This window comes from Pseudomonas sp. Tof1 (assembly GCF_055390395.1).
Genome location: NZ_AP024344.1, coordinates 2679160 through 2698783 on the forward strand (window position 1 = coordinate 2679160; position 19624 = coordinate 2698783).

Genomic DNA, 19624 nt, shown 5'->3' on the forward strand with positions numbered 1-19624 from the left:
TTCAGCCCTTTATTTTTAGCGGCGCTTGGCCGTTGGGGCGGGGGTATCCTCGAACACCGAGGCCACTTCACTGGCCAGGGCCTCGGTCGCGAACGGCCCGGCAATCTGCTCGCCGTCGACACCGGCCACCCACCATTGGCCATCGGTGGCCTGGGTAATCAGGTAACCGTTCACTTTCTTCGCTGCCGACATCGCTTCGTCTCACTGGTTGGGGAAATGTCACGATGATAGCGCAGAACCCGGCGCGAGCCGCTATCAGCAGCTAGAATCAGGGTTTTGAAGGTGGGGCAGGAGGGGCTCATCAGTCGCCTCGAATACCGGGCGCCAGACTATTTGTCGATGCCTTGGAACTATCTGCCGTCGTTTTTCTCTATGTTGGCGTCAGGATGCTATCAGCGGGGCATTGTAAGGTGACCGCCGCCTGATTAGACTGCGCCGAAACTCGTACACACCGCCCTTTTTAAGGACTCATATGATCAAGAAATGCTTGTTCCCAGCAGCCGGTTACGGTACTCGCTTCCTGCCAGCGACTAAGGCCATGCCCAAAGAAATGCTGCCGGTGGTGAACAAGCCACTGATCCAGTACGGCGTCGAAGAAGCGCTGGACGCTGGCTTGAACGAGATCTCGATCGTCACCGGCCGCGGCAAGCGCGCGCTGGAAGACCACTTCGACATCAGCTACGAGTTGGAAAACCAGATCAAGGGCACCGACAAGGAGAAATACCTGGTCGGTATCCGCCGCCTGCTGGACGAGTGCTCGTTCTCCTACACCCGCCAGACCGAAATGAAAGGCCTGGGCCACGCCATTCTGACCGGTCGTCCGCTGATCGGCGACGAGCCGTTCGCGGTAGTGCTGGCGGACGACCTGTGCGTCAACCTGGAAGGCGACGGCGTCCTCAAGCAGATGGTCAAGCTGTACAAGCAGTACCGCTGCACCATCGTGGCGATCATGGAAGTCGACCCGCAGGAAACCAGCAAGTACGGTGTGATCGCCGGCGACCTGATCGGTGATGACCTGTACCGCGTACGCAACATGGTCGAGAAGCCAAAACCTGAAGATGCGCCGTCGAACCTGGCGATCATCGGTCGCTACATCATGACGCCGGACATCTTCAACCTGATCGAGCAGACCGAACCGGGCAAGGGGGGCGAGATCCAGATCACCGACGCCCTGATGAAGCAGGCCCAGGACGGTTGTGTGATTGCCTACAAGTTCAAGGGCAAGCGTTTCGACTGCGGTGGCGCCGAAGGCTATATCGACGCGACCAACTTCTGCTTCGAGAACTTCTACAAGACTGGCAAGGCCTACTAAGCGCCTTCAGCTTCGTAGCGTTCCAGAAAAAGCCACCTTCGGGTGGCTTTTTTGTTATGCGCCCTTATGTAATGGCTAACTGACCTGAGAGGCTACAGCGAGTATGCTGTGTGCCTGCCGAGGAGATAGACATGGCCTACGATTTTGATCTGTTTGTGATTGGCGCCGGTTCCGGCGGTGTGCGGGCGGCGCGGTTTGCCGCCGGTTTCGGAGCCAAGGTGGCGGTGGTCGAAAGCCGCTACCTGGGCGGCACCTGCGTGAACGTCGGTTGCGTACCCAAGAAGCTGCTGGTCTACGGATCGCACTTCGCCGAGGATTTCGAGCAGGCCAAGGGTTTTGGCTGGTCCCTGGGCGAAGCGAACTTCGACTGGGCGACCCTGATCGCCAACAAGGACAAGGAAATCAACCGCCTCAACGGCATTTATCGCAACCTGCTGGTCAACAGCGGCGTCACCCTGCTCGAAGGCCATGGCAAGCTGGTCGACCCGCATCAGGTCGAGGTCAACGGCCAGCGCTACAGCGCCAAACACATCCTGATCGCCACTGGCGGCTGGCCACAGATCCCCGACATTCCGGGGCATGAGCACGCCATCAGTTCCAACGAGGCGTTTTTCCTCAAGGCACTGCCCAAGCGCATCCTGGTGGTGGGCGGCGGCTACATCGCCGTGGAGTTCGCCGGCATCTTCAACGGCCTGGGCGCCGAGACCCAGCTGCTGTATCGCGGCGACCTGTTCCTGCGCGGCTTCGATGGCGCGGTGCGCAAGCACCTGGCCGAGGAACTGACCAAGCAGGGCCTGACGCTGCAGTTCAACAGCGATATCGAACGTATCGACAAGCAGGCCGATGGCAGCCTCAAGGCCACCCTCAAGGACGGTCGCGAGCTGGTGGCCGACTGTATTTTCTACGCCACCGGGCGGCGTCCGATGCTGGACAACCTGGGCCTGGAAAACACCGGGGTGAAACTGGACAAGAAGGGTTTCATCCAGGTCGACGAGCAGTACCAGACCAGCGAACCGTCGATCCTCGCCCTGGGCGACGTGATCGGCCGTGTGCAATTGACGCCGGTGGCCCTGGCTGAAGGGATGGCCGTCGCCCGGCGGCTGTTCAAGCCCGAGCAGTATCGCCCGGTCGATTACAAGCTGATCCCCACCGCCGTGTTCAGCCAGCCGAACATCGGTACCGTCGGCCTGACCGAGGAGCAGGCGCGGGAGCAGGGCCATGAGGTGACGATCTTCGAGAGCCGCTTCCGGCCGATGAAGCTGACCCTGACCGATTGCCAGGAGAAAACCCTGATGAAACTGGTGGTGGATGCCCGTAGCGACAAGGTCCTGGGTTGCCACATGGTCGGACCGGACGCTGGCGAGATCATTCAGGGGCTGGGGATTGCGCTGAAGGCCGGGGCGACCAAGCGTGACTTCGACGAAACCATCGGCGTGCACCCGACGGCGGCCGAAGAATTCGTCACCCTGCGTACGCCTGTCGCGGGCTGACCATGGCCCTGGCCGCGCCGCCCGACCTGAGTGACACCGACCGGCCGGTGCAACCGCTGGCACGGACCTACCCGCGGGGCTTGTTCATCGAGCCCCACGAGCATGCCTGGGGGCAGTTGCTGTATGCGATGTCCGGGGTGATGTGGGTCGAGACGCCCCATGAGGCCCTGGCGGTGCCGCCGCAGCGGGCAGTCTGGCTGCCGCCGGGCGTCTCCCACGGGATCCGGGTGGTGTCGGACCTGCAGATGCGCAACATCTACCTGCGTCCGGCCCTGGCCGCGACGCTGGAAAGCACGGTGCAGGTGATCGAGGTCGGCGGCCTGCTGCGCGAATTGATCATCGGCCTGGTGGCGCAGGCCGACGAGACCCAGGGCGAGTACTACGACGCACTGACCCGCCTGGCCCTGCTGGAGCTGCGGCGGGCGCGGCGTTCGATGTTGAAGATCGCCCTGCCTTCCGGCAGCGACCGGCGCCTGCTGACGGTGTGCCAGGCGGTGATGAGTGCCCCGTCGCTGGCGATTTCCTTCGACCAGCATGCCGAGACCGCCGGGGCCAGCGTGCGCACCCTGGCGCGGTTGTTCCAGGCGGAACTGGGCATGGGCTTCGCCGAATGGCGGCGCCAGGTGCAGTTGGCGACCGCAGTGGCCGAGCTGATCCAGGGCGTACCGGTCAGCCGCATCGCCCGGTCGCTGGGGTATTCGCCCAGCAGCTTCAGCGACATGTTCCGTCGGGCCCTGGGCATCTCGCCCTCGCATTACCCGGTGAACTGAACCCCTTTCTCCCTCGCTTGACCGATATCCAGAAGCCTTTGGCCGACAGCCCGTGTTTGTCGGCCATAAACTGCAGGCATTCCCTTTCGGAGCCTGGATTTCATCATGAGCTACCTGATTTCTCTCGTTATCGGTCTTGCTGTCGGGCTGCTGTACGGCGGGCTCGATTTCCGTTCCCCGGCGCCTCCCGCCGTGGCCCTGGTGGGCTTGCTCGGCATGCAGTTGGGCGAGAAGGCCTGGCCGCTGGGCAAGCAACTGGTGGCTGGCTGGTTGTCCTGAACCCCTTTCCGTTCCCTGTCTGGATACGCACTCCATGAAAGCTCTGCAATTTTCGAAAACCGGTGATCTTTGCGCCCTGCAATGGGTCGACCTGCCCATGCCCGTGCCCGCCGCCGGCGAGGTGCTGGTACAGGTCAAGGCTGCCGGCCTGAACCCCAGCGATGTGAAGAACGTACTGGGTCGTTTTTCCTACACCACCTTGCCGCGGGTACCCGGGCGGGACTTCGCCGGAGTGGTGGTCGAGGGCCCGCAGGCGCTGCTCGGCCAGGAAGTCTGGGGCACTGGCAAGGAGCTGGGCTTCACCGGCGACGGTTCCCATGCGCAGTACCTGACCCTGCCGGCCGAGGGGGTGGCGCGCAAGCCGGCGCATTTGAGCTTTGCCCAGGCGGCCAGCCTCGGTGTGCCGTACACCACCGCCTGGGATGCCCTGGAGCGTAGCCTGGTGAAGGCCGAGACCCGGCTGCTGGTCATCGGCGCCAATGGCGCGGTCGGCAGTGCGGCGATCGCCCTGGCGAAGATCCGTGGGGCGCAGGTGCTGGCGGCAGTCCGTCGGCCGGAGCAGGCCCTGGCGTTGCAGGCGCGGGGGTTCGAGACGATCGTGCTGGGCCAGCCCGAAGACCTGGCAGCCTCGGTCAATGGCGTGTTCCCCGGAGGGGCCGAGGTGATCTTCGATACCACCGGCTTCTGGCTGCCGGCGGCGGTCGGTGCCTTGGCGACATTCGGCCGTATCGCGATCATCGCCGCACCGGTCGACGGGCATGTGCAATTGCCGGCGCTGGCGCTGTATCGCAAGGGGGGCTCGGTGGTCGGGATCAATTCGCTGCTCTATGGCACTGCGGCCTGCGCGCGGATGCTCGAACAGTTCGGGCGTTTCTTCGATGAGGGGCTGCTGGAGCTGCCGTCGGGCTTGCGCGAATCGCCGCTGGCCGAAGGGCCGACGCGCTATGCCGAGGTCAACCAGGGCAGCAGCGAGAAGGTGATTCTGTTGCCTTGAGATGATGGAGTCGTACACCGAAATGCGTACGAAGGACCCGCTGTAGGAGCAGGGCTTGCCCGCGAAGAGGCCCTTGAGGTCGCTGAAAGCTTCGCGGGCAAGTCGGATCGCCGCACCGCCGGCTCCTACAGGCGCTCATCAGCAGGAAGTCATCGGCAGAGATCGGGGGAGTGAGCTACAACTGTGGTGTCCAACAATGGAGACACCACCATGCTCGTCCACTGGTTCCTGGCCGCTCTTCACCTCCTGGCCTACGGCATTGCCCTGGCCGCCGTGTTCGGTCGGGGCGGTGCCTTGTTGCGTCTTGGCGGCAGCGCTGCGACCGATCTGCGCCCGGTCTTCGTCTGGGACAACCTGTGGGGGATCAGTGCCGCGGTGCTGCTGATCACCGGTGGTCTGCGCGCCTTCGGCGGTTTCGAGAAGGGCAGTGACTATTACCTGCACCAGCCGCTGTTTCACCTCAAGCTGACGCTGTTCGTGATTGTCCTGCTGCTGGAGCTGACACCGATGATCAGCCTGATCAAGTGGCGCATCGCGCAGAAGAAGGGCGCCTCTATCGACATTCGCCGTGCCCGGCTGTTCGCCCGGCTGAGCCATGTCGAGGCGCTGCTGATCATGCTGATCGTGATCGCTGCCAGTGGCATGGCCCGAGGCTTCCTGGCCGGTTGAAGGCCGTGGTTCAGGGCTCCAGGTGCAGGCTGGCGCGGATGCCATTGACGGTCGCTTCCTGGGCCTTGTAGCCATCCGCGGAGCCGGCGTACAGCAGGGAGTAGGCCTTGCCCTCACGCGCCGCGGCCACCAGGGTCTGGGTCATCACGTGGCCGCCGTTCTGGGTGATGGTGCAGGTGGTTTCCACCGCTGGCATGCCGCCCAGGGTGCTGTCGTGGATGCGGTTGCAGACGCTCATGAAACCGCGCTCGACGAAGTTCTTCTGGACCGCCTTGCGCATTTCCAGCAGCACGCCGGGCAGGTTGACCTGATGCCCGGGCGTGAGGGCGGACTGGGTCAGTTCCATGACCATCAGCGGGTCGCCGTTGGCATCGTTCTTCACCGCACGCTGGCGCAGACCGCTGATCACCTCGCCCACGGCATTTTGCGCGGGTGGCAGGGTCTGCACTTCCCAGTCGCCGGGCCAGGTGATCATCAGGTCATCGGCGAGGGCGGACGAGCCGCCCAGCAGCAGGAGCAGGGCGGTGAAACAGACACGACATTGCACTGGGATCATGGAGGGTACTGGCAAGGGAGGATGAAATGGGTTGTTACAGTGTATCAATAGTTGGGCGCCACAGGCCGATTCTTCTGCGGGGCCGGGTGGGGAGAGCGCCTTCGGGTGCCCGACGGGGCGCGCCCCTGGGTATTTTTATCGGAATTTCCATTTTTCCTGCTGAATCAGCAACTTAATCCGGACCCGCCGTTGAGCGCCAGGGTGGATCCAGGCTCCATGCGCGATTGCGTGGGTTATTGCCGGCAAGTTCAAGGAACGTACGGCTTTTCAGCGCTGTGACGACGGGTCGCAACCAGGGCGTACAGGCCGTCAGGCAACGGCACAGACGCCCCCGGAAACCCCGGCACAGGCAACCGTTGCTCAGCTAGCCCTTTGCTTCTCAAGCGTTATCCCGGACAATCGCGCCCCTCTTATGGCCGGGGCGCTGCCAATAAGCTGTTTTCCGCCCCGGTCGCGTGGTAATGACCGGCTAACGGAGACTCGACCGGATGAATGACCAGGCCAACAGCGTCGACGAACGCTATGAATCGGCTCCCGCTGCACTGAGCAGCTGGAGCCGCCACGACACCACCTGGATGCTGGGCCTGTTCGGCACGGCGATCGGCGCCGGAACCCTGTTCCTGCCGATCAATGCGGGGCTGGGCGGCTTCTGGCCGCTGCTGATCCTGGCGTTGCTGGCGTTTCCGATGACGTTCTACGCGCACCGCGGCCTGACCCGCTTCGTGCTCTCCGGGCGCGATGGTTCGGACATCACCGAAGTGGTCGAGGAGCATTTCGGCCTGACCGCCGGTGCGCTGATCACCCTGCTGTACTTCTTCGCGATCTTCCCGATCCTGCTGATCTACAGTGTCGCCCTGACCAACACCGTGGGCAGCTTCCTCGAACACCAGTTGCACATCGCGCCGCCGCCGCGGGCGATCCTGTCCCTGGCGCTGATCCTCGGCCTGCTGGCGGTGGTACGGTGTGGTGAGCAACTGATCGTCAAGGCGATGAGCATGCTGGTCTATCCGTTCATCGTCGCCCTGGCGCTCCTGGCGGTGTACCTGATCCCGCACTGGAACGGCGGCATTCTCGCCACCGCCAGCAGCCTGCCGGAGCCGTCGGCACTGCTGCACACGCTGTGGCTGGCGATTCCGGTGATGGTGTTCTCGTTCAACCACTCGCCGATCATCTCGGCCTTCGCCGTGGACCAGAAGCGCCGTTACGGGGCGCACGCCGAAGAGCGCAGCAGCCAGATCCTGTCCCGCGCCCACCTGCTGATGGTGGTGATGGTGCTGTTCTTCGTGTTCAGTTGCGTGCTGACCCTGTCGCCGGCCCAACTGGCTGAAGCCAAGGCGCAGAACCTGTCGATCCTGTCGTACCTGGCCAACCATTTCAGCAACCCGACCATCGCCTTCGCCGCGCCGCTGATTGCCTTCGTGGCGATCGCCAAGTCGTTCCTGGGCCATTACATCGGTGCCAGTGAAGGACTCAAGGGCCTGATCATCAAGAGCGGCCGCAAGCCCGGTGCCAAGGCCCTGGACCGCATGACGGCGGCCTTCATGCTGGTGGTCTGCTGGCTGGTGGCAACGCTGAACCCGAGCATCCTGGGCATGATCGAGACCCTGGGTGGGCCGATCATCGCCGCGTTGCTGTTCCTGATGCCGATGTATGCGATCCGCCGCGTTCCCTCGATGCGTCAGTACTCGGGCAAGCTGTCCAACGTGTTCGTCACGCTGGTCGGTCTGGTATCGATTTCGGCGCTGATCTACTCGCTGGCCTCCTGATCCAACACCCCCTTCAGGAGACGGTCGCTGGCGATGGCCTCAACGCGGTAGAGCTGAAAGCCGCGTTGTCCGGATCGCCAGCAGGCCGGCTCCCACCTCAAGGCTTCAGATAGAAATTCTTGCGGTGCAGGCGCACGGTCTGCGGGAACTGTTCATTTCCTTCGCCGTGGCCTTCGCCCAATGGCCATGCGGCAGTATGTGCGCCGTCTTGTGCTCACGCTCGCTCAATCCCTCGCAACCGACCCGGCTGAAGGCCGTCTGGATATGCCGGCGGACCTCGGCCGGGCCGTTTTCCACCGTCAGGCAGCGGGGGCGGGCAGGTATGTAGGTGGTGTTTGTGCAGGAGGGCCCTGGGCGAGCGGATATGCGGCGCCCAGGGTGGGGTGGGGCTTACTGGATCAGCTTCCAGTTCTTGTAGAACACCCGGCGCAGGGCGAACACCGCACCGGCGAAGCCGGCGATCACGCCGCGCAGGATGAACGGCGTGCGGGACGGCCGCACGATGTCGATGAACAGGCAGTAGCGCTTGGTGTCGTTCTTGTTGAACGAGGCATGCAGCAGGGTGTCGTCGAAGATGAACAACGGGTCGTCATGCCAGAAGTGCTTGTCCTTGCGGCACTGGATGTAGACACCGTCATGATGCGGTGCCGGCGCCATGTTGTAGAGCACGCGGAACATCATGCGCAGCGGGCCGAAGTGGAACGAGGTCGACTGGTTGGCGTTGAACACCGAGACGCCGACGGTCTTCACATAGGGGAATTTCTGCTGCAGTTCGCGGATGTCCAGTTCGGTGTCGATCTTGCGCCCGTACCACTGGAAGAACAGCATGCCGCGCTTGTTCTGGGCCATGCGGCCGTCGAGGTACTGGATGATCTCGTCCTTGTGGTCCATGGCCCGGTCGATGACCTGCTGCAACTCGCGCTGGCAGTCTTCGGGCAGGTCCTGCATGCGATAGACGCCGCGGTTGCGCCGGCTCACCAGGTCGAACAGGGTGTTGAACGGCGACAGGACCCAGGTATTGCGGCCGTTGCCGATGAAATATTTCTTCGCCAGTTCGGCGGTATAGATACCATTGCGCAGGAAATCGTAGATACCGCAGATCACCACCAGCGCCAGGAAGCCGAACACGGTTTTCGGGAAGCAGTAGATGACCAGAAGCACGCCCAGCGTCCAGAGGAGCGAGACGACTTTCTTGCGGATGTTGCGGATACTCATGAACCGGGGCTCCCTTAGAGCGATTGCAGCAGGTAGTGGCGGGCGCCGGATGGCGCGTTGGAACCCAGGAAAGCACCGTGTTCGGGTGCGCAACCGTCCGGGGCGACGGTTTGCCCGAACCAGCAGGCCGGGCAGGTCAAGCGATGCCTGCCATGATAGAAGTTCGGGCGAGGGATAATCGTATCAAATGTTACTGTTTTGTAAGGTTTCTTAACAATTTATTTAACGGGATTCGTGTAGAGCCATCATTGACATCGGGGATCGATGTCCAACCTAACCAGGAGCAGGGAGTCAGTATGAAGTGGATTTGCGTGGTATTGGCCGTGCTGATGTTGTCGATGGGCGGCGCACAGGCGGATCAGCAGTCTTCATCGGGAAAGAACAGGCAGAAGGGGCAGGCTGGCGAGTTCGACTATTACCTGCTGAGCCTGTCGTGGTCGCCGACCTTCTGCCTGACCCATGCCGGTAATGAACAGTGCAAGGGCAAGGGTTACGGCTTTGTGCTCCACGGACTCTGGCCGCAGTATGCCAAGGGCGGCTGGCCGCAGTTCTGTGCGCCGTTGACACCGCTGACGGCTGCCCAGCGCCAGCAGGGCAGCACGATGTTCCCGACGGCCAAGCTGCTCGAACATGAGTGGAGCAAGCACGGTACCTGCAGTGGCCTGGGCGCCGACCGCTACCTGCAGACCACCGACCAGGCCCTGGGCAAGGTGCACATCCCCGATGAGCTGCAGCCGTCGACCAGCGTCCGGGAGTACTCCGCCGCAGAAATCGTCCAGCTGTTCCAGCAGGGCAATCCGGGCCTGCCGGCCGATGGCGTCACGGTGGGTTGCAGCGGTCCGCAACTGTCGGAAGTCCGGGTGTGCCTGAACAAGGACCTGGGTTTCGAGTCGTGCGGCAAGGGCGTGAAAACCCAGTGCCGCGACGGCAAGGTACGTCTGCCGCCGATCCGCTGAGCGCGGTTCGCATCCTGAGCGGTGCCGGCTGGCGCCGCTCAGCGTTGCAAGATTGTTCAAGACACGGCGCAAAGGGCCTGCCACAGTCGGCAGCCCTTTACTGACGTCCGAGCTTCCATGTCCGAACATTCCTTGCCCCGCAGTGCATTCCTGCGCGGTGCCGTGGCGATCATGCCGCTTTCCCTGGCGACCGCACCCTGGGGGCTGCTGGCCGGCTCCATGGCCATCGAGGCCGATCTGACCCCTCTGCAAGGCCAGGGGCTCTCCGGCATCGTGTTTGCCGGCGCCGCGCAACTGGTGGCTATCGGCATGCTCAAGGGCGGGGCGGGGATCTTCTCGATCCTGCTGACCACCGCGCTGCTGACCTCGCAACACCTGCTCTACGGCATGAGCATGCGCTCGGTGATCGCGCCGCTGCCGGGACGCTGGCGCCTTGGCCTGGGGTTTCTGCTGACCGACGAGCTGTTCGCCCTGACCAGCCAGCACGACCGACACCAGTTCGATCGCTGGTACGCGCTGGGGGTGGGGCTGACGTTCTATATCGCCTGGAATCTGTTCACCCTGGCCGGAATCGTGCTGGGCAGCAGCATTCCCGGGCTGGAACACCTGGGGCTGGATTTCTCCATTGCCGCCACCTTCATCGCCCTGATCACGCCGGTGGTACGCAACGTGCCGACGGTGGTGTGCGTGGCGGTGTCGCTGTTCTGTTCGGTGCTGTTCAGCTACTGGCAGTGGGGGGCGGCGCTGGTGCTGTCGGGGCTGGCGGGGATGGCGGCGGGTTTCGTCTGCAACAAGCTGTATCGGGGGCGTGAATGATGGTCTGGGCCGTGATTGTCGGAATGGGGCTGCTGGTGTTCCTCAACCGCTATGTGTTTCTCGAACCGCGCCTGCCGTTGCGCCTGAGCAGCAATGCCCGGCAGTTTCTCGGTTTTGCCGTGCCGGGGATGCTGACGGCGATCTGCGGGCCGATCGTGTTCATGCCGGACCGGCAGTTGAACCTGCAGTGGGACAATCCCTACCTGATCAGTTCGCTGGTGGCCGTCGGCCTGGTGCTTTATACCCGCAACACGCTGCTCAGCATGTTGCTGAGCATGGCGTTCTTCTTCCTCTTGCGCTGGTGGCTGTAGCTCCTGGAAACGGTGGTTCAGCCCCAGGGGCTGCGAGCGTGCCGACGTCGCCTTCCTTGACGATCCGGGTCACCTGTGACGGCCGCAGCGATTTCTGCGCGTTGGCATAGGCTTGTCAGGGGGCGTCGGTCACGGTGATACTGACGGCCCATTGCTTTTTTCGAGGTGTTCGTCCAATGCGCAATTGATGCCGCCGTCTGTTCCGACGGCCAGTCTCCGCACCCCCTGCTGCAGGGTGGAGTCCATGGCATTGATGGGAGTTCGCATGACGAATTCGTACCTGGCGCTGGAAAGCGTTTCCTATGTCCTGGCCGATGGCCGGGTGCTTTTTTCCGGGCTCGATGCCCGCTTCGATGGACAACCGACGGCGATTGTCGGGCGCAATGGCGTCGGCAAGAGCGTGCTCGCACGCCTGCTCGCGGGGCAGCTATCGCCGGCCGAAGGGTATTGCCGGCGTGGCGGCAAGGTCCACTATCTGGCCCAGCAGCTCGACCCCCATGCCTCGATCGCGACATTGCTCGGCGTGCAGGAACTGCTGGCAGCCCTGGAGCGTATCGAAGCCGGTGGTCTCGATACGGCCGATTACGACCAGGTCGGCGAGCGCTGGGATATTCGCCAGCAACTGCAGGCCGAACTGGAGCGCCATGACCTGAAGGGGCTGGACATCAGCCGTCCCGTCGCCAGCCTGAGCGGTGGCGAAGCGATGCGCGTGGCGCTGGCGGGAGCCAGCCTGTCGGATGCGCAGACGCTGATCCTCGACGAGCCGAGCAATCATCTCGATCGGCCTGCGCGTCAGGCCCTGATGGAGCAACTGCGGCGCTGGCCCCGTGGCCTGATCGTGATCAGCCATGACCGGGAGCTGCTGGAGCAGATGAGCCGGATCGTCGAACTGTCCAGCCTGGGCCTGCGCAGCTATGGCGGCGGCTACAGTTTTTACCTGCAGCAGAAGGCCGTCGAGCGCGACGAGGCGGTGCGCCAGTTGGAGCATGCCCGGCTCGAACGCAAGCGTACCGAGCAGGCCCTACGGCTTCAGCAGGCGCGCCAGGAGCAGCGCCAGGCCCGTGCCGAACGGCAGGCCGGGCAGGCCAACCAGGCGCCGATCCTGTTGGGGCGTCGCAAGGGCATCAGTGAAAACACCCGTGGCAAGCAGCAGGCCCAGCAGGCGGCTGTACGTGAAAACCTGGCGCAACAGGTGCGTGAAGCGGCCCGTGCGGTGGAGCAGGAGGTGGCGGTCGTGCTGCAGGCGCCAGCCAGTGCGCAATTTGCGCGACGGCGGGTGCTGGTCCTCGACGACCTGCGCCTGCCCCGTGTACAGGGACAGCTCAGCCTGGTCCTGCATGGGCAGCAGCGGATCGGCGTGGTGGGGCGCAACGGCAGCGGCAAGTCCACCTTGCTCAAGGTCCTGGCAGGGCAACTACCGACGACTGGGGGTGACTTCGTGGTCAATGGCACGCTGGCCTATCTTGACCAGGCCCTGTCCGCTGTCGATCCGCAGCGTTCGATCCTGGAACAGTTGCGAGCGGTGAATCGGCATTCGAGCGAAGGCGAGTTGCGTAGCCGTCTGGCGCAGTTGGGCCTGGGGGCCGAATGCGTCATGCAGCCCAGCGGCCTGCTCAGCGGTGGCGAACGACTCAAGGGTGCGCTGGCCAGCGTGCTCTACGCGGACGAGCCGCCGCAGCTGCTGTTGCTGGACGAGCCGAACAATCACCTGGACCTGCCGTCGCTGCAGGCCCTGGAAAGCATGCTGGTGCAGTTCCACGGTGCGCTGCTGGTGGTGTCCCATGACCGGCGTTTTCTCGATCGGCTCCAACTGACCGAACGGTTGCAGGCCGGCGTCGATGGCTGGCAACTGCAACCCTGGGCGTGATGCTCAGCCCAGCACCTCGCGCAGCCGGTGCCAGAGCATGCCCAGCGCCAGCAACGGCGAGCGCAGGGCCTTGCCGCCGGGGAAGGTCATGTGCGGGACCGCGCTGAAGATGTCCATGCCCTGGCTCTGTCCGGCGTGAATCGCTTCGGCCAACAGCCGGGCGGTCCAATGGGTGACATTGACGCCGTGACCGGAATAGCCCTGGGCATAGAACACGTTCGGCTGCTGGCGCAGGCGGCCGACCTGGGGGAAGCGGTTGGCGGTGATGCCGATCCTGCCGCCCCACTGGAAGTCCAGGCGCACATCCGCCAGTTGCGGGAACACCTTGAGCATCTTCGGCCGCATGTAGGCGCCGATATCCGCCGGATCCCGCCCGGAGTAGTGGCAGGCGCCACCGAACAGCAGGCGGCGGTCGGCGGACAGTCGATAGTAGTCCAGGCCGACCTTCTGGTCGCACAGCGCCAGGTTTTGCGGGATCAGTTCGGCGGCCAGCGCCGCGGTCAGCGGTTGCGTCGCGACGATGTAGCTGCCGGCCGGCAGCACCTTGCCACTCAGGCGCGGTTCGAGATCATCGAGGTGGGCATTGCAGGCCAGCACCAGGCTGTCGGCGCGCACGCTGCCATGGGCGCAGCGCACCCGCACGCGGCTGCCATGCAGCAGTTCGAGCACCGGGCTCTGTTCGAAGATCCGTACCCCCAGCGACTCGGCTGCCCGCGCTTCGCCCAGTACCAGGTTGAGCGGATGCAGATGCCCGGAGCCCATGTCGATCAGGCCACCGGCATACGCGCTGGACGCCACCACCTGGCGCATGTCCCGCGATTCGACGATTCGCGTTTGATGTGCATACCCCAGTTGGGCCAGGTGTTCCTGCTCGGCCTGGAATGCCGCGAACTGCGCCGCGGTGTTGGCCAGTTCGCAGAAGCCCCAGCGCAGGTCGCAGTCGATGGCATGTTCGCGGATCCGTTCGCCAACCAGCGCGACCGAGTCGATGCCGGCCCGCTCCAGGTAGCGCACGCCGCCCGTGCCGACGTAGCGGGCGAAGCCGCTGACATCATGGCCGATGCCACGGATCAGTTGGCCACCATTGCGCCCGCTGGCGCCCCAGCCGATGCGCCGGCCTTCGAGCAGGACCACCGAGAGGCCGCGCTGGGCCAGCTCGATCGCGGTATTGACGCCGGTGAAGCCGCCGCCGATCACGCAGACGTCTGCGACCAGGTCCGACTCGAGCCGGGGGCGGTCCGGCATCGAGTGGGCGGTGGCAGCGTAATAGGAACGGGTATGTTCCATTGTGCTGTCGTGGCTCATTTGTTGGTCTTCACCTTGCTCCAGGAACGGGTCATCAGGCGCATGATTTCCGGGGTCGGCGTGGTCGAGATGTACAGTTTGTCGAGCACTTCCTGCGGTGGGTAGACCTCGGGGTTGTGCACCAGGTCGGCGTCCATGTACTGCTGGGCGGCCGGGTTGGGGTTGGCGTAGCCGACCGTGGCGCTGACCTTGGCGATCACCTGCGGATCGAGCAGGTAGTTGATGAAGGCATGGGCCTCCTTGACGTTGGCGGCGTCGGCCGGGATCGCCAGCAGGTCGAACCACAGGTTGCTGCCCTCCTTGGGAATCGAGTAGGCGATGTTGATGCCGTTCTTCGCCTCCTTGGCCCGGTTGGCGGCCTGGAACACGTCGCCGGAGTAGCCGAAGGCAACGCAGATGTCACCGTTGGCCAGGTCCGAAATGTACTTGGAGGAGTGGAAGTAGGTGATGTACGGCCGCAGGGTCAGCAGCTTGGCCTCGGCCTTCTTGTAGTCCTCGGGGTTGGAGCTGCGTGGGTCCATGCCCAGGTAGTTGAGGATCGCCGGGAAGGTCTCGTCCGGCGAGTCCATGAACGAGACACCGCATTGGCTGAGCTTCTTCAGGTTCTCCGGTTCGAACAGCACCGCCCACGAGTCGATGTGGTCGATACCCAGTACCTGCTTGACCTTGTCGACGTTGTAGCCGATGCCGTTGGTGCCCCACAGGTAGGGCACCGAGTGCGCGTTGCCCGGATCGTTCTTTTCCAGCAGCTTGAGCAGTTGCGGGTCGAGGTTTTTCCAGTTCGGCAATTGCGCGCGGTCGAGCTTGAGGAACGCCCCGGCTTTCACCTGGCGGCCGAGAAAATGGTTGGAAGGCACCACCACGTCATAGCCGGTCCGGCCGGCGAGCAGCTTGCCTTCCAGGGTTTCGTTGGAGTCGAACACGTCATAGATCACCTTGATCCCGCTTTTGGCCTGGAAGTCGGCGAGGGTGGTCTCGCCGATGTAGTCGGTCCAGTTGTAGACGCTGACGGTCGGTTCGGCGTGAGCCGTGGCGCCGAACAGCAGCGCCAGGGTGAAGGGGACCACGGATTTCAATAGACGCATGTCGACACCTCGTTGAGTGGTTGTGGGTGAGGTCGGGTTGGGGGATCAGACGCTGAGCAGGAGGAATTCACGTTCCCAGGAACTGATCACCCGCTTGAAGTTTTCGTGTTCGGCGCGCTTGACCGCCACGTAGCCGCGCACGAACTGGCTGCCCAGGTAGCGGTCGAGGGTCGGGCAATCTTCCATGTGGGCCAGGGCGTCCTCGATGGTGATCGGCAGGCGCAGGTTGCGCCGCTCGTAGGCGCGGCCTTCCACCGGCGGGTTGGGCTCGATGCCTTCGACCATGCCCAGGTAACCGCACAGCAGGCTGGCGGCGATTGCCAGGTAGGGGTTGGCGTCGGCGCCCGGCAGGCGGTTTTCCACGCGCATGGCCTCGGGGCTGGAGGTTGGCACCCGCAGGCCGACGGTGCGGTTTTCCTCGCCCCACTCGACGTTGACCGGCGCCGAGGTGTCCGGCAGGAAACGGCGGAACGAGTTGACGTTGGGGGCGAACATCGGCAGCACCTTGGGGATGTACTTCTGCAGGCCGCCGATGTGGTGCAGGAACAGCTCGCTCTTGGAACCGTCCGCGTTGACGAAGATCGGCTTGCCGGTGGCGATGTCGACCACGCTCTGGTGCAGGTGCATGGCACTGCCAGGCTCGTCGGCGATCGGCTTGGCCATGAAGGTCGCGGTGACGTTGTGCTTGAGCGCCGCTTCGCGCAGGGTGCGCTTGAACACGGTGATCTGGTCGGCCAGGTCGAGGGCATCGCCGTGGCGGAAGTTGATTTCCATCTGCGCCGGGCCGTCTTCGTGAATCAGCGTGTCGAGGTCCAGGCCCTGGGCTTCGCACCAGTCGTAGACGTCTTCGAACAGCGGATCGAATTCGTTGGCGGCGTCGATGGAGAACGACTGCCGACCGCTTTCGGCACGGCCCGAGCGACCCAGCGGGGCCTTGAGCGGCAGGTCAGGGTCTTCGCAGCGCTGGGTCAGGTAGAACTCCATCTCCGGCGCGACGATCGGCTGCCAACCCTTGTCGGTATAGAGCTGCAGGACCTTCTTGAGGACGTTGCGTGGCGACAGCTCGATCGGGTTGCCCTGTTTGTCGAAGGTGTCGTGGATGACGATCGCGGTCGGTTCGATGGCCCACGGCACCAGGTAGATCGACGAGGCGTCGGGGCGGCAGATCATGTCGATGTCGGCCGGGTCGAGCAGGTCGTAGTAGACATCGTCCTCGACGAAGTCCCCGGTTACCGTTTGCAGCAGCACACTTTCCGGCAGGCGCATGCCTCGCTCATGCAGGAACTTGTTGGTGGGTGCGATCTTGCCGCGGGCGATGCCGGTCAGGTCGCTGACCACACATTCCACTTCGGTAATCTTGTGTTCTTTCAGCCATGAGGACAGCTGATCGAAAGGGGCGTTCATAAGGACCTCGTCGTTGGTTTCATCGACGCCAGGTTGGGCCTTCCGCTTGCCTGAAAACGGCGGGAGGCTTCCCCTGCAGCGCGTTGGCGACTATCTTGCTGTCAGTTGCGCGGTTCCATCTATCCACTTTTCCCATACCAAGATGCACCATAAAGGTGCGCGATGGTCTCCCATGACAGAGCCAAATTCCTTGCGGGTCCAGGCGTTCAAGACCGCCGACGTGACCGAACAGATCCGGGCGACACCGGGTTGGGTCCAGCATTACCAGCAGATGTCGCCGGGGCATTTCGCCGGGCAGATTCGCTACCTGGACCTGCAGGGCGTGGAAATCTACGAGGAGTGCATGAACACCCGTGTGGAGCAGAACTTCAGTGCCCCGTCGGGCGCGCTGGCCTTCTGTTTCGACCGCAGCGACAATGCCCTGTATATGCTCAATGGCGAGAGCCGCAACATCTGGATCACACCGGAGAACTACCAGGAAGTGGCGGTGGTGTTCGGCCCTGAGTTCGTTCGGCATCACGGCCTGGACATCGCCCGGCTCGACGGCCTGTTCATGGCGCCGCTCAACTCGCAGCAGAATGCGTTGTTCGGCCGCTGGCTCAGCGCAACCCTGACTCGTCTGAGTCAGGCTGGCGATCCGCCAAGCCGGGAGGCCCTGAGCCAGCAGTTGCTGGAGGATTGCCTGTACCTTCTCGATAACGCCTGCCTGGACCGCGGCTCGTGGCAACGGCGCACGGAAGAGCGCGGCATCATGAAGCGCATTGGCGAATGGGCGGCCGATGCCCCCGAGGAAACCCTGAACCTGCTGGAACTTGCTCAGGTGGCCGGCGTGTCGCTGCACCAGTTACAGCATGCCTTCAAGGCGTTCACCGGGATGACCCCGACCCAATGGCTGCGCTTGCGCCGTCTGAACGGCGCGCGCCACGAACTGCTGCACGGCAAGGCGCAGAGCACCGTCGCCGAAGTGGCGATGCATTGGTCGTTCTGGCACCTGGGACGTTTTTCCAGCAGCTATCGGGCGTTGTTCCGCGAGTTGCCGAGCCAGACCCTGAAGCGTCGGCAGATGAGCCGCTGAGAGGGGTTCACAGACCGCCCAGCAGGTCGTGGGCGTTGAGCAGTTCGTAGGCGATTTCCGGACGTTTTTCCAGGCCGCGGCGGATCGCTGCCGGGATCGACTGGCGGGTCTTGCGGCACAGGCCCGGCAGCTCTTCGATGTGAATGCCGATACCGCGCATGGTCCGCACTTCGTTGGGGCCAGGAGCGATGGTCAGGCGAATGCCCAGTTGCTCGTACATCCGCTGTTGCAGGCGTTCGAGGTCGGCCAGGCTCTTGAGGTCTTCGAGGCGTTCGAGCAGGATTTTCTCTTCCTGGCGGGTCAGGCGCAGGATGCGGATGTCGCTACCGGGTGTCTCCAGCAGCCGTTCCCGCTCGCAATTGCAGGCGCCGGGAGGACAGGGCTGGCGGATCGGAGGCAGGGTGTTCATGACCTCCGATCATAGCCAAGTGCAAGGGCTTTTGCCCATGGGGTTACTGCATGCCTTGCACGGCACTCAGTACCTGGTAGGCGGCCTTGACCCGCACCGGGTTGGGGTAGTTCTTGTTGGCCAGCAGCACGATGCCGATGTTCTTCGCCGGCAGGTACGCCACGTAGGCGCCGAAGCCATTGGTGGCGCCTGTCTTGTTGACCCAGCTATCGGCCTGCGGTGATTGTGGGGTCTTGAACCGGGTGATGTCCTGCGGTTCGAGCATCTTGTACGAGGTGCCCTCGAGCAGGGTGTCCAGCTTGACCGGGGAGGGGTAGAACTCCCAGCCCAGGCCCTGGGTGGTGTCGCCGAACCGGTAGTAGCCACTGTGGGTCAGGCTGATCGCCTGTTGCAGGGGCGCGTCGAGTTGCCGGGGCCGCATGTTCACCTGGACGTAGTGCAGCAGGTCGCTGGCGGTGGTCTTGATGCCATAGGCCTCGGAGTCCAGCGCGCCAGGGCCGACCCGGGAAGGCTTGTCATCCTTGGTGTAGCCCTGGGCGTAGCGGCTCATCTGGTCCTTGGGAACCCTGAGGTAGGTGTGCTTTAGCCCCAGCTTGGGCAGCAGGGTCCTTTCCATCAGGTCGTCGTATGGCTGGCCGAGGCTCCTGGCGGCCACGTAGCCGAACAGGCCGATGCTCGGGTTGGAATACTGGCGGCGCTCGCCGACAGGGTAGATCGGCTTCCAGTGCTGGAAGTAACCCATCATCTTGTCGGTGCTGTCCGCTTCGTTGGGAAACTGCAACGGCAGGCCGCCGGGGGTGTAGGTACCGAGGTCGAGCACGCTGATCCTGTCGAAGGCGCTGCCCCGCAGCTCGGGCAGGTAGTGGCTGGTGTTTTCCGCCAGCGACAGTTTGCCCTGGGCTACGGCATAGGCCGCGAGTGTGGCGTTGAAGGTCTTGCTGACCGAACCGATCTCGAACAGGGTGTTTTCTGTTACCGGCTGTTTGTCCGTCTTGGAGGCAACACCGTAGTTAAAATAATGTGCCTGGCCGTTGACCAGGACCGCCACGGCCAGGCCGGGGACGCCCTGTTCCTGCATGATCGGTTCAATCGCGGCATCCACGACGGCCTTGAGCGGGTCGACGGGTGTCTGGCCGGCAAAGCTGTTCCCGGTGCTGAGCAGGCACAAGAGGCTGGTGAGTAATTTGTCACGAATTGTGAGTCTTATCGGCATAATCTGGCTTTTTTCCATGATTTTGATTGTTTGTCCGCATCCTGTCGGGCTGTTTTCTGGACCGTCGTCCATGTTCCGGCCCATGGCGTGAGGCTTGCCTGGTCCACGGCGCAGTTGCGGGGCGAAGCTCAA

At 63.6% G+C, this 19624-nt stretch carries 20 protein-coding genes; 12 read left to right on the top strand and 8 right to left on the bottom strand.

What is annotated here, in order from left to right; genetic code table 11:
- Positions 1 to 15: 15 nt before the first annotated feature.
- Positions 16 to 192: a hypothetical protein gene (locus ACZ5KU_RS12400; protein ID WP_192842751.1), complete on the bottom strand. Its 177-nt coding sequence runs from the start codon at positions 190 to 192 to the stop codon at positions 16 to 18.
- A 280-nt stretch (positions 193 to 472) separates the two neighbouring features.
- On the opposite strand from ACZ5KU_RS12400, the gene galU reads away from it, so the two are divergent.
- From galU to ACZ5KU_RS12430, 6 genes are all read left to right on the top strand, one after another.
- Positions 473 to 1312, top strand: coding sequence for a UTP--glucose-1-phosphate uridylyltransferase GalU (galU, locus tag ACZ5KU_RS12405; protein WP_054059651.1), 840 nt, complete (start codon positions 473 to 475; stop codon positions 1310 to 1312).
- A 131-nt stretch (positions 1313 to 1443) separates the two neighbouring features.
- Positions 1444 to 2802, top strand: coding sequence for a glutathione-disulfide reductase (gene gorA / locus ACZ5KU_RS12410; RefSeq protein WP_054059650.1), 1359 nt, complete (start codon positions 1444 to 1446; stop codon positions 2800 to 2802).
- Positions 2803 to 2804: 2 nt separating this feature from the next.
- Positions 2805 to 3572, top strand: coding sequence for an AraC family transcriptional regulator (locus tag ACZ5KU_RS12415; RefSeq protein ID WP_416773014.1), 768 nt, complete (start codon positions 2805 to 2807; stop codon positions 3570 to 3572).
- Between the two features lie 105 nt (positions 3573 to 3677).
- Positions 3678 to 3851 carry a DUF1427 family protein gene (locus tag ACZ5KU_RS12420; protein ID WP_017906538.1) on the top strand — a complete coding sequence of 58 codons (174 nt, stop codon included), beginning with the start codon at positions 3678 to 3680 and terminating at the stop codon, positions 3849 to 3851.
- A 34-nt stretch (positions 3852 to 3885) separates the two neighbouring features.
- Positions 3886 to 4845, top strand: a complete 960-nt coding sequence (locus tag ACZ5KU_RS12425) for a quinone oxidoreductase family protein (RefSeq protein WP_464737235.1) — start codon at positions 3886 to 3888, stop codon at positions 4843 to 4845.
- 210 nt (positions 4846 to 5055) lie between these two features.
- The gene (locus tag ACZ5KU_RS12430) at positions 5056 to 5514 is read left to right on the top strand and encodes a DUF2214 family protein (protein WP_054056451.1); all 459 of its coding nucleotides are present in this window, start codon (positions 5056 to 5058) and stop codon (positions 5512 to 5514) included.
- 10 nt (positions 5515 to 5524) lie between these two features.
- On the opposite strand, the gene ACZ5KU_RS12435 is transcribed toward ACZ5KU_RS12430, so the two are convergent.
- On the bottom strand, positions 5525 to 6070 hold the full coding sequence (locus tag ACZ5KU_RS12435) for a DUF4946 domain-containing protein (RefSeq protein ID WP_054056452.1): 546 nt from the start codon (positions 6068 to 6070) through the stop codon (positions 5525 to 5527).
- A 488-nt stretch (positions 6071 to 6558) separates the two neighbouring features.
- Here ACZ5KU_RS12435 and ACZ5KU_RS12440 point away from each other — a divergent pair, with 488 nt between their 5' ends.
- Positions 6559 to 7836 carry a serine/threonine transporter gene (locus ACZ5KU_RS12440; RefSeq protein WP_054056453.1) on the top strand — a complete coding sequence of 426 codons (1278 nt, stop codon included), beginning with the start codon at positions 6559 to 6561 and terminating at the stop codon, positions 7834 to 7836.
- A gap of 390 nt (positions 7837 to 8226) precedes the next feature.
- Here the strand turns inward: ACZ5KU_RS12440 and ACZ5KU_RS12445 are convergent, their stop codons facing one another.
- Positions 8227 to 9051 (bottom strand): aspartyl/asparaginyl beta-hydroxylase domain-containing protein, encoded by an 825-nt coding sequence (locus tag ACZ5KU_RS12445; protein ID WP_054056454.1) that lies wholly within the window; start codon positions 9049 to 9051, stop codon positions 8227 to 8229.
- A gap of 296 nt (positions 9052 to 9347) precedes the next feature.
- Here ACZ5KU_RS12445 and ACZ5KU_RS12450 point away from each other — a divergent pair, with 296 nt between their 5' ends.
- From ACZ5KU_RS12450 to ACZ5KU_RS12465, 4 genes are all read left to right on the top strand, one after another.
- Positions 9348 to 10007: a ribonuclease T2 family protein gene (locus ACZ5KU_RS12450; protein WP_054056455.1), complete on the top strand. Its 660-nt coding sequence runs from the start codon at positions 9348 to 9350 to the stop codon at positions 10005 to 10007.
- 117 nt (positions 10008 to 10124) lie between these two features.
- Positions 10125 to 10823: an AzlC family ABC transporter permease gene (locus tag ACZ5KU_RS12455; RefSeq protein WP_464737236.1), complete on the top strand. Its 699-nt coding sequence runs from the start codon at positions 10125 to 10127 to the stop codon at positions 10821 to 10823.
- The gene (locus tag ACZ5KU_RS12460) at positions 10823 to 11134 is read left to right on the top strand and encodes an AzlD domain-containing protein (protein ID WP_162491338.1); all 312 of its coding nucleotides are present in this window, start codon (positions 10823 to 10825) and stop codon (positions 11132 to 11134) included. The genes ACZ5KU_RS12455 and ACZ5KU_RS12460 overlap by 1 nt, the downstream gene beginning before the upstream one ends.
- A 265-nt stretch (positions 11135 to 11399) precedes the next feature.
- On the top strand, positions 11400 to 13001 hold the full coding sequence (locus ACZ5KU_RS12465; RefSeq protein WP_464737237.1) for an ABC-F family ATP-binding cassette domain-containing protein: 1602 nt from the start codon (positions 11400 to 11402) through the stop codon (positions 12999 to 13001).
- A 3-nt stretch (positions 13002 to 13004) separates the two neighbouring features.
- Here the strand turns inward: ACZ5KU_RS12465 and ACZ5KU_RS12470 are convergent, their stop codons facing one another.
- Genes ACZ5KU_RS12470 through ACZ5KU_RS12480 form a run of 3 tightly spaced genes read right to left on the bottom strand, consistent with a single transcriptional unit; the run spans position 13005 to position 16795 of the window.
- On the bottom strand, positions 13005 to 14306 hold the full coding sequence (locus ACZ5KU_RS12470) for an NAD(P)/FAD-dependent oxidoreductase (protein WP_464737238.1): 1302 nt from the start codon (positions 14304 to 14306) through the stop codon (positions 13005 to 13007).
- Positions 14303 to 15391 (bottom strand): polyamine ABC transporter substrate-binding protein, encoded by a 1089-nt coding sequence (locus ACZ5KU_RS12475; RefSeq protein WP_054056460.1) that lies wholly within the window; start codon positions 15389 to 15391, stop codon positions 14303 to 14305. Before ACZ5KU_RS12475 ends, ACZ5KU_RS12470 begins: the two co-directional genes overlap by 4 nt.
- A gap of 45 nt (positions 15392 to 15436) precedes the next feature.
- Positions 15437 to 16795, bottom strand: coding sequence for a glutamine synthetase family protein (locus ACZ5KU_RS12480; RefSeq protein WP_054056461.1), 1359 nt, complete (start codon positions 16793 to 16795; stop codon positions 15437 to 15439).
- Positions 16796 to 16967: 172 nt separating this feature from the next.
- Here ACZ5KU_RS12480 and ACZ5KU_RS12485 point away from each other — a divergent pair, with 172 nt between their 5' ends.
- On the top strand, positions 16968 to 17870 hold the full coding sequence (locus ACZ5KU_RS12485; protein WP_464737239.1) for a helix-turn-helix domain-containing protein: 903 nt from the start codon (positions 16968 to 16970) through the stop codon (positions 17868 to 17870).
- Positions 17871 to 17877: 7 nt separating this feature from the next.
- Here ACZ5KU_RS12485 and ACZ5KU_RS12490 read toward each other — a convergent pair whose 3' ends face one another.
- Both ACZ5KU_RS12490 and ampC read right to left on the bottom strand, forming a co-directional pair.
- Positions 17878 to 18279: a hypothetical protein gene (locus tag ACZ5KU_RS12490; RefSeq protein ID WP_054056463.1), complete on the bottom strand. Its 402-nt coding sequence runs from the start codon at positions 18277 to 18279 to the stop codon at positions 17878 to 17880.
- Between the two features lie 43 nt (positions 18280 to 18322).
- Positions 18323 to 19492, bottom strand: a complete 1170-nt coding sequence (gene ampC / locus ACZ5KU_RS12495; protein ID WP_464737240.1) for a class C beta-lactamase — start codon at positions 19490 to 19492, stop codon at positions 18323 to 18325.
- Between the last annotated feature and the right edge of the window lie 132 nt (positions 19493 to 19624).